Genomic DNA, 9,124 nt, shown 5'->3' on the forward strand with positions numbered 1-9,124 from the left:
GGTGGCTACCAATATCATCTGGGGGCGATGGAGTTGGCATTTTACTCTAATACCTTTGTGATCGAAGAACTAGCGGTTCTTAACGATGAACAAGTAGTGGAGCGAGCCCGTGGTGGAGATGATGTTGCACTAAACTTTCTGCTACATAAATACAGAGGATTTGTCCAAACCAAGGCCAGGTCGTACTTCCTAATGGGAGCCGACCATGAGGATATCGTTCAAGAGGGAATGATTGGATTATACAAAGCGATCCGGGATTTCCGTGTGGAAAAGCCAGCTTCCTTCCGAGCATTTGCGGAGCTTTGCGTAACGCGGCAGATCATCACCGCTGTGAAGACAGCCAGTCGACAAAAACACACTCCTTTAAATACATATGTATCTTTACATAAACCGATCCACGATGAAGAATCCGAACGTACGCTACTAGATATTCTATCTAGCCAACATGTTACCGATCCCGAAGAGCTCCTGATTAGTAAGGAAGAATTTAATGATATCTGCCGACAGATGAACAAGCTTTTGAGTGATCTGGAAAAGGAAGTCCTGGTATTTTACCTTGATGGTAAATCATACCAAGAGATTGCGGTCTTGCTGAAACGGCACGTCAAGTCTATAGATAATGCCTTACAGCGGATTAAACGCAAGGTCGAAAGGTATTTAACGGAGAGGAATATAGCGGTGTGACGATTCCACCCAGTTGGGCTCTCGGTATGACTACCGAGAGCTGTCTAAGCCCGAACGCATAGGACATAGACTACGGTATTCTTCCACACCACTAGTGAATCGATTCAGCGTTTCTTCAGTCGGAAGCCCGAAGCGACAAACGGAAAATAGTATGGACCGGCAGGAGAACTGCATTGTGATGTAGAATTACTAGATTAGGATACGGAAGCGATTCAGAAAGATGGAAGTGGATATGAGTGTAAACATTATGAAAGTAGCGAAAAGAGCAGGGGTGTCAAGAACAACCGTTTCCAATTACCTTAACCATAAGACCGATCAGATGCGTCCAGAAACTGCAGAACGGATTGCCAAGGCTATTGCTGAACTGGATTATACCCCGAGCCCTGCTGCTAGGAATACCGTGTGGCGTTGTTCCGGCAATATTGCCGTAGTTGGGCCTGGTTCCTGGCTGCGTGGCATGACATTTGTCACGGGTACTATACTGAGCGGAGTAAATAAAGTATGTTTTGACAATGATCTAAATATTGTTCTAGGAGAGAACATAGATAAATATCGAATAGAACGGTTCTTAGATCGGAAACGAGTAGACGGCATTCTTTTTCTTTATAGTATCATTGATGATGCCGTAGTGAAACGTGTTCGTGATGCAAACATGCCTTTTGTACTTGTTAATCGGCAAGTTGATGACCCGTTGATCAACTATGTATACGCGGATAGTCTCAAAGGTGCGTACCTTTCTACAAGGCATTTGATCGACCAGGGGTACAAGACTATTGTGTATGTCTGCTTCATGGAAGACAGCCCAGCGGACAGAGAACGTTTCAGAGGATATGTTCGGGCGATTTCAGAGGATACGCAACAGCATCCCTTGAAGATTCATCAGGATGACTTGCGGGATTACTTACCGACATTGCGTGAACATCCTTCTCCCTATGGCTTTGTTTGTTTTAATGACCACGTGGCATTGGATGTCAAAGATACTTTGGAGAGCGTTGGCATGGTAGTGCCAGATGATGCAGGACTTGTTGGGTTTGATGATACCATCCTGGCGCAATCCTTGCGGCCAGCCTTATCAAGTGTGCAATACCCACTTTATGAAATGGCTGAGGAAGCCACGAAAATGCTGATTCAGCTGGTCAGAGACAGTAGTGGTGTACAGCAGACCAAACTACTTTATGATGTAAAGCTTATTGTTCGCGGCTCTTCCTTACTCAGAGCGAAAGCGGTGTAACGCACTATACAATATACTATGCAAAACAGACCATGGAAGTAGCCTAGTGCAATTACGATGCAAGGAGTCATTTGTAGATTAAAAGGCAAGATTATCCAATAATTGCATCTAAGACGAGATTTTGGATGAAAGGAGGCCGATAGAACAGTTCGTTCAGGAGATGGTTGCTTTGCCAACTTATCGGTTGTGATTAGCATCCCACAAGGCAGATTGGTGAGAAATTCAGATTAGTTGATTCAGAGGAAATGCACATAGCGATGGGTTAACTGAATACTGGCAGTCTAAGTGAATTTCAAAATCCATTTTGGAGGTGGCGAGTTGAGTACTACATTTCAAAGAATTATTAGGTGTTCTTGGTTCGTCGTAGTGGGAATAATGGTTTTATGCACATCGCTAATAGTCCGGGCAGATAGCGATACGATTACCCTCGAAGTCATCTTGAACAGTTGGCAACAAGAGATAATCGATGTAATTAAAGCTGGCATTTCACGTTTCGAAGAGGCCAATCCTGGTATTAATGTGGAAGTGCGTCAGCGAGGGACCTGGGATGATGTGGTCGTGCGGATAGTAAGCGGAGTAGCGCCAGATATACTAAGCGTGGATGCTGTAAGGACTGCAGAAATGGCGCAAAGCGGAGTGCTCATGGAACTAGATGACTTAATTGCACAGTTCCAACTAGAACCAAAGATACTGCCCGCGATGTGGGACAATGCGAAAATGAATGGCCGGACCTATTCGGTTCCTGCCCTTGAGTCTGGCCCACGGGCTGGTATGCTGTGGAACAAAGATATGGTTAATGAGGCTGGCTTGGCGGTCAATCCAGATGAGGCACTGACCTGGCCTGAGTTTCTTGACTATGCGGATAAACTAACACGTATTAATGCAGATGGAAGTGTTGAACGGATCGGATTTGATCCACGCAATGGTCAGAATACAAGCCTGAATAATATCGAGCCTTTGTGGAATGCAATGTGGCTGAACCATGATACGCATCTTCCGCAACTCGACAGTCCGGAATTTGTCCAAGGATTTGAACTCCTTACAGAACGTGTGTATCAGAAATATCCGGCGTTTGGCGGAAGCGACGGGTGGTACGTGATTTCCACCCAAAAAGTTGCCACTACTATGCTTGGTTCTTATGCTCCTCGCACAATCCAAACTACTAACCCTGGCATCAACTTACTTACAACCTGGTCGCCCCACGTTGATGGTATGAAGACCCAGCGCCTCTTTAGCTGGGGTCTTGCTATTCCTGTGGGGGCCGAATACCCTGAGATAAGTATGAGGCTTATTGAATTCCTGGCAACTGATGTAGAGTTTCAGCTAGATCTCTTTTCCGCTGTAGGTTGGATGGGTGCAGGGATTGACCTTTACGGAGTTTTACCCGATTATATTGATGATCCGGCTACTATGTGGTACGTTCGTAGTCTGGCGGAGGCTGAGATTACAACGGCCCACTATCCTCATCCCGCACTTGGTACCGCCCAACGCCTGTTCAACGCAGCGAAGAATAAGATCTTTAACTTGGAGGAACCTGCGGACAACGCGCTGAAGGAAGCAAATCGACTTTTACTAGCCGAGATGGAACGTGATGGTCTAATTCCCTAGGCAGACAAAACGATAGTCGAGGCGGGGAGTGTGGTCGCAGGAATCCTTGCCTTGACTATGTTAGTATTTATGGTCTTCGTTTATCCTTGGAGGGATCTGCATTGTCGAAACGGTTGAACCTAGTTTTAATTACTGTGGATCAAATGCGTGGTGATTGTCTAGGAGTTGCGGGACATCCCGTAGTCGAGACCCCCAATTTGGACCATCTAGCTAGCACCGGTGTACGCTTCTCTCGGGCATACTCGGCCACACCGACTTGTATCGCAGCCAGAGCCAGTATCTTGACCGGTCTAAAACAAGAGCATCACGGACGTGTTGGGTACCAAGACGGTGTTCCATGGCATTACCCAATAACATTACCGGGTGAGCTGGCAAGAGCAGGATATCACACCCAGGGCATTGGAAAAATGCACTTTCATCCTCCGCGGAGTCTGCAAGGGTTTCACAACGTAGTATTGCATGACGGATATCTCCACTATTACAGACGTTCTGAAAGAGGTCGAAGCTCTGATGATTACATTGCATGGCTTCGGGAGAAAGCTGGTCCCGATGTGGATTATGCGGAGCATGGGATTGACTGCAATTCATGGATGGCTAGACCGTGGCACTTGCCTGAACGCCTGCATCCCACAAATTGGGTAGTGCATGAGTCCATTCGTTTCCTTCAAAGACGAGATCCGGATAAGCCATTTTTCCTTTGGATGTCCTTTGTGCGGCCCCATGCGCCCCTTGATCCACCGGAGTACTATCTTAATATGTACCTGCAACGTGATCTTCCGTTGCCGCCCATCGGTGATTGGGTTGCTGCGGATGTACCCCAAAACCCCGGTTTGCCCACCGATGCCGGTATTGGACAGCTTCGAGAACATGAATTGAGGCGCCTATTGGCGGGGTACTACGGGTGCATTACTCACATCGATCACCAGATCGGGCGCTTTCTAAAGGGACTTTACGAGAACAATGTTCTTGATAACACATTGATCCTTTTTACCTCGGATCATGGGGAGTTGCTTGGTGATCACCATCTGTTTCGGAAGTCACTACCCTATGAGGGATCAGCACGGATTCCGATGATTCTTCATCTCCCGCGGAGCTACTCACCCAGGCGAGCTGGTGTCTATGATGTTCCGGTCGAACTACGTGACATTCTGCCTACAATGCTTGAAGCGGCTGAGTGTACTATTCCCCCGTCGGTTGATGGGATGAGCTTTCTTTCCTATGCGCGAGGCGAAACACCCAAATGGAGAGACTACATTCACGGTGAGCATGCACACGGGGGTGCATCCAATCATTGGTTAACCGATGGCAAAGAGAAGTACATCTGGTTTTCCCAGACCGGCCGTGAGCAGCTTTTCGATCTGCGATCCGATCCTTTAGAACTTCATGATCTTGTGCAATGTACCGATGCCAAACCTCGTCTTGAGCACTGGCGCCGGATTATGGTCCAAGAGCTACAGCACCGTCCCGAAGGCTATGTTCAGAATGGATCCTTAGTTACTGGTCGACCAGTGAGCGCCCTAATACCTGGCATCTTCAAGTGATACTCGATGATGAGGCGATCTCCAAATACCCGAACTAAGGTTGAAGGCGGATGCAGGGCGAAGGAAGAAACGTCAGTATAGCAAGGGGTAGGTGATTTATAGTGTTTGATGCACGCCCGCCACTATTTGCGGGCAAAGCAATGCGTCAAAAAATGCTGGTATCCATCTTCTCAATTGTACTGTTGGGCTTGCTACTCCCTCTTGGGGCAGTTATCTATGCGCAGGTAAGCGATGCAGTAGCGACAAACATTATCTATATATCGGTGATGGAATGGGTCTCGTCCAAGTGAATGCAGAGCCTGTGTAGTGAACGGGGCTCCACTTGCTATGGATACGATGCCCATACAACATCAAGTGAACACAGCATCTTTAAGCCATGCGGTAACTGATTCAGCGGCGGCCGGGACTTCTCTTGCAACCGGGTACCGGACCAACAATGGTATGGTGGCCATGAGCCCTAGTGGTGAGCGGCTTACCTCTATTCTCAAATTGGCCCAGGCTGCAGGGAAAGGGGTCGGTGTTGTCGTGACCGATGAGGTCTTTGGAGCTACTCCGGGGGCCTTTTTAGCAAACGTGCCGAACCGAAGCGATTATACAGATATTCTGGAACAGGCCATTTTCGAGACCAAGCCGGATGTACTCCTGGGCGGAGGTGCGAATCTTTTTGTACAGATCCAGGGTGAAGAACGGTTGGAGCCAACTGAGTGCAAGTTAGTCCGGACCCGGCAGCAACTCCTTGCTTGGGACACGGCTATTCCGATTAGGCTTGTTGGCCTTTTTGCCCCAACAACAATGACATATGAAGTAGAGCGAACCTTGCTTGAACCAAGCATTGCGGAGATGACCCAAGTGGCGCTAGATGTCTTGTCCCAGAACGAAAAGGGCTTCTTCCTCATGATCGAAGGCTCGCGCATTGATCACGCAGGACACGCGAACGATCTGCGCCGTAATGTGAACGAGACCTTAGCCTTTGACCAAGCTGTTGCTGTTGCCCTTACCTTCGCGGAAGAACGGAACGATACGGTTGTAATTGTCACCGCAGATCACGAAACCGGTGGTCTAACGATTGGCACTGGTCCCTCCTTCTCACCGAAGGTGATTAATGAAGGTGTCTCTTCGATAGCGAAGAAGATTGCAGATGCGATCATGGCCACTCCCGAAGCAGATCTGAAGCTCCTCTTTGAAGAACATGCGGGCATCACCGAACTAACCGAGTCTGTGGTTCACCAGGGAACCTTATTAGAACTCATCACAGAGATTTTGAAGGAATACTCTTTCTACTTTACTACCGGTGGTCATACGGCAGCGTCTGTTCCCTTAAGAGTCTTTGGCCCTGGGTCCGAAAGATTCAAAGAAGATGCGGAACATATTTCCGATATCGGGCGAACTGCAATTGAGCTGATGGGATTACAGACAGGGGGTGCACAGTAGTGGCCAGTCATAAACACGAGCTGCTTTTCTCTTGCTGTGTTCTACTTTTACTATTGACGCTACATGCTGCAAGTTGGGTGGAGGTTGCTTTAGCATCCCAAGTTATCACCCTTGGAGCCATTGATCCTACCTCGCCTGTTTCTTTGCAGACCCGCTTTCGGATAGATAGCAAAGAGGCCCTTACCGCTTCAAAGGGGATGTGGCTAGTAGGATTCAGTCAAATGCCGGATACGACACCCCGTGCACTGGCACTGGTCTGGAGTGAAATCACCTTAGGGTGGTTCCCGACGTGGGGTATACAGCTACAAAGTAATGCCGGGTCTCTCCCAGACAAGATCTCCCCCAAACGCGGCGCAGGCTTCTTGGCCGACTCATCATATGTTAGTATCTGTTCATCACCTCCGGAAGTAGGCCATACATACCAAGCGGAGCTTAGTTATGATTCACAAACCGGGGAGGCATTGGTGGGTTTATATGACCTGACCCTAGACAAGCGAGTTACTGCCAAAGCCCTTACTCTTCAGCCAATAACCACACCCCTTTACCCAGTGATTGCTCCTAGCCCCGGGGTAGAGTACGAGGAGTTTACGACCTCATCATACATGGTCCCGCTCGATTCTCCCTGGGACCTAAGGCAAAAAGAGGGGGCCGATTTCAATCGACTACTTTTCATGCGGATTAACCGCAATGAGGAACTGGCCTTGTACTTACCACAGGATGTTAGGGACTTTCAAGGGGTCTTTACCCTAGTTGCTGACGACGGGTTGAACGCCAAGACCCTTTGCGGAGTGAAAGCCTCCACGCGTGATCAAGCCATGCTGCTACCCTTTTCGGCGAATGAGTTGCCGTTTGGAGACGTTGTTCTTCGATTCAGCTATGTCGATGAAGACGGTAAGGTATGGTTGCTGGGCGCAAAGCCATTACGAGTGGTGGCGGCGGATCTGCGAATTAGTTTTGGACAGCTACGAATCCAACAGGACGTCTTAATCGGATCGGCGGAGATACAGAGCCAAAACGGCACAGCACAAGATCTGATGCTTCGCCTATATGCTACTTTTAGAAAACCCGGCGAGCAACAAGGTAAGCGACAACTCATCCTTGAGCAGCAGCTGGACCAGGTAACAAAGGACCCCATTGTTGTATCGTTCGCGATCCCAGTTGATGAAGCGAACGGTCTATTTAGTGTTACCCTCGAGACGGAGTTTGGAATCCCCGTAGGGCTTGTGACTTCGGGTAATCAGTACTATGTGCTCTGGCAACCCTAGTTAGCTCAGCCCTAATTGAATGACCTCGCAGGCGCTAAGGTTGGCATATTGGCACCGCCTTAGCGTCTTACTTTTGGTGCTAAGCTTATCGCTTGAAGTACTAGTACTTCTCACATTTGGTTCTGAGCTAATGATCCTAGCCGGTCCCGGGTTCTAGTTCCAATTTGCATGAGAACCCTTTACTAGGAGTTGGCCCAAGTAGATTGGCAAGACCAGTCGCAGGTTGTGCACGCAGCGAGTGGTTCCTGGACACTTCCGGACTTTCGAATTGCTAAGCAATTTGCATTGTTACCCGCGGGCCTTAGATGGACCGAGGTTTGACTTAATAGGTGATTGAATTGGGTACGTGGGTGCGCGTTTTGATGATTCTACACATGGGTAAAAGGCTTTTCTTGTAGGCCGCTATATCCAAAGCCGCTAGTTTTAGAATAGCTATTCCCAGGAGTTAAGTAGATAACTAGCTGTCCCAAGCGTTGGAGTGCGGAACTGGTAACTTGAAAGCTGTCTTGCAGACCGGTTTTAGCCACCCATGGCTCATATGCTCGATGAAGGATTCATAGATATAAGATAAAGTAAAAAGCCGTGGTCGCGTGTTATTGACAAGGTCGAACAATTCCGCTATAATAACACCTGCATCAGTCCTTTGAAAGAAGATAAGCCAGTGTAGCTCAAGCGGTAGAGCAGGGTCCTTGTAAGGCCAAGGTTGGGGGTTCAAGTCCCCCCGCTGGCTCCAGATTCACCAAAAGGTATTGACTTGTTGCAGCAATGATGTTACAATGCCTGCGGTGGTTCTGATATATGATGTGAGCTCATACATGGGCTAACGTGGAGGGATTCCCGAGCTGGCCAAAGGGGGCAGACTGTAAATCTGCTGGTGATGCCTTCGTAGGTTCGAATCCTACTCCCTCCACCATTTTTCGAACCGTCCTTTAATTTGCGGCGCGGGGTGGAGCAATTGGTAGCTCGTCGGGCTCATAACCCGGAGGTTGTTGGTTCAAGTCCAGCCCCCGCAACCATGCCGGCATAGCTCAGTAGGTAGAGCGCATCCATGGTAAGGATGAGGTCACCAGTTCGATTCTGGTTGCCGGCTCCATCTAGTATATATTTAGCCCTTTATATAATTGGAAGGGCTTTTTGTAGTATCCTGGGTTTATGTTATATCCAGAACACCGTAGTACTTACTACATATAGTGGTAATTGAAGGACATGCCTCAACGGCAAGAGGAGTGATTCCTGTGGCTAAGCAGAAATTTGAAAGAACTAAACCACACGTAAACATTGGAACCATCGGTCACGTAGACCATGGTAAGACTACCTTGACCGCAGCGATAACAACAGTTCTTGCGCATGTGGCTGGAGGCGCG

The 9,124-nt window shown here is 48.4% G+C and carries 7 protein-coding genes and 4 tRNA genes; all 11 read left to right on the top strand.

Annotated features, from left to right (window positions below):
- Nucleotides 1-27 precede the first annotated feature (27 nt).
- A complete protein-coding gene (gene sigH / locus M0Q40_00385) occupies nt 28-684 on the top strand; it encodes an RNA polymerase sporulation sigma factor SigH (GenBank protein MCK9221081.1) in 657 nt (218 codons plus the stop codon).
- Between the two features lie 232 nt (nt 685-916).
- Nucleotides 917-1,915, top strand: coding sequence for a LacI family transcriptional regulator (locus tag M0Q40_00390; GenBank protein ID MCK9221082.1), 999 nt, complete (start codon nt 917-919; stop codon nt 1,913-1,915).
- Nucleotides 1,916-2,233: 318 nt separating this feature from the next.
- On the top strand, nt 2,234-3,523 hold the full coding sequence (locus M0Q40_00395) for an extracellular solute-binding protein (GenBank protein ID MCK9221083.1): 1,290 nt from the start codon (nt 2,234-2,236) through the stop codon (nt 3,521-3,523).
- Between the two features lie 143 nt (nt 3,524-3,666).
- Nucleotides 3,667-5,064, top strand: a complete 1,398-nt coding sequence (locus M0Q40_00400; protein ID MCK9221084.1) for an arylsulfatase — start codon at nt 3,667-3,669, stop codon at nt 5,062-5,064.
- 327 nt (nt 5,065-5,391) lie between these two features.
- Nucleotides 5,392-6,495 carry an alkaline phosphatase gene (locus tag M0Q40_00405; GenBank protein MCK9221085.1) on the top strand — a complete coding sequence of 368 codons (1,104 nt, stop codon included), beginning with the start codon at nt 5,392-5,394 and terminating at the stop codon, nt 6,493-6,495.
- Nucleotides 6,495-7,760: a hypothetical protein gene (locus M0Q40_00410; GenBank protein ID MCK9221086.1), complete on the top strand. Its 1,266-nt coding sequence runs from the start codon at nt 6,495-6,497 to the stop codon at nt 7,758-7,760. The genes M0Q40_00405 and M0Q40_00410 overlap by 1 nt, the downstream gene beginning before the upstream one ends.
- A gap of 657 nt (nt 7,761-8,417) precedes the next feature.
- Nucleotides 8,418-8,493, top strand: a tRNA-Thr gene (locus tag M0Q40_00415).
- A gap of 94 nt (nt 8,494-8,587) precedes the next feature.
- Nucleotides 8,588-8,673: transfer RNA gene (locus tag M0Q40_00420), tRNA-Tyr, on the top strand.
- 27 nt (nt 8,674-8,700) lie between these two features.
- A tRNA-Met gene (locus M0Q40_00425) sits at nt 8,701-8,776 on the top strand.
- 1 nt (nt 8,777) lies between these two features.
- Nucleotides 8,778-8,853: transfer RNA gene (locus M0Q40_00430), tRNA-Thr, on the top strand.
- Between the two features lie 142 nt (nt 8,854-8,995).
- The coding region (locus M0Q40_00435; protein MCK9221087.1) for a GTP-binding protein at nt 8,996-9,124 on the top strand (129 nt) is incomplete at its 3' end.

Source organism: Limnochordia bacterium (assembly GCA_023230925.1).
In the GTDB taxonomy this organism is placed as follows: domain Bacteria; phylum Bacillota; class Limnochordia; order DUMW01; family DUMW01; genus JALNWK01.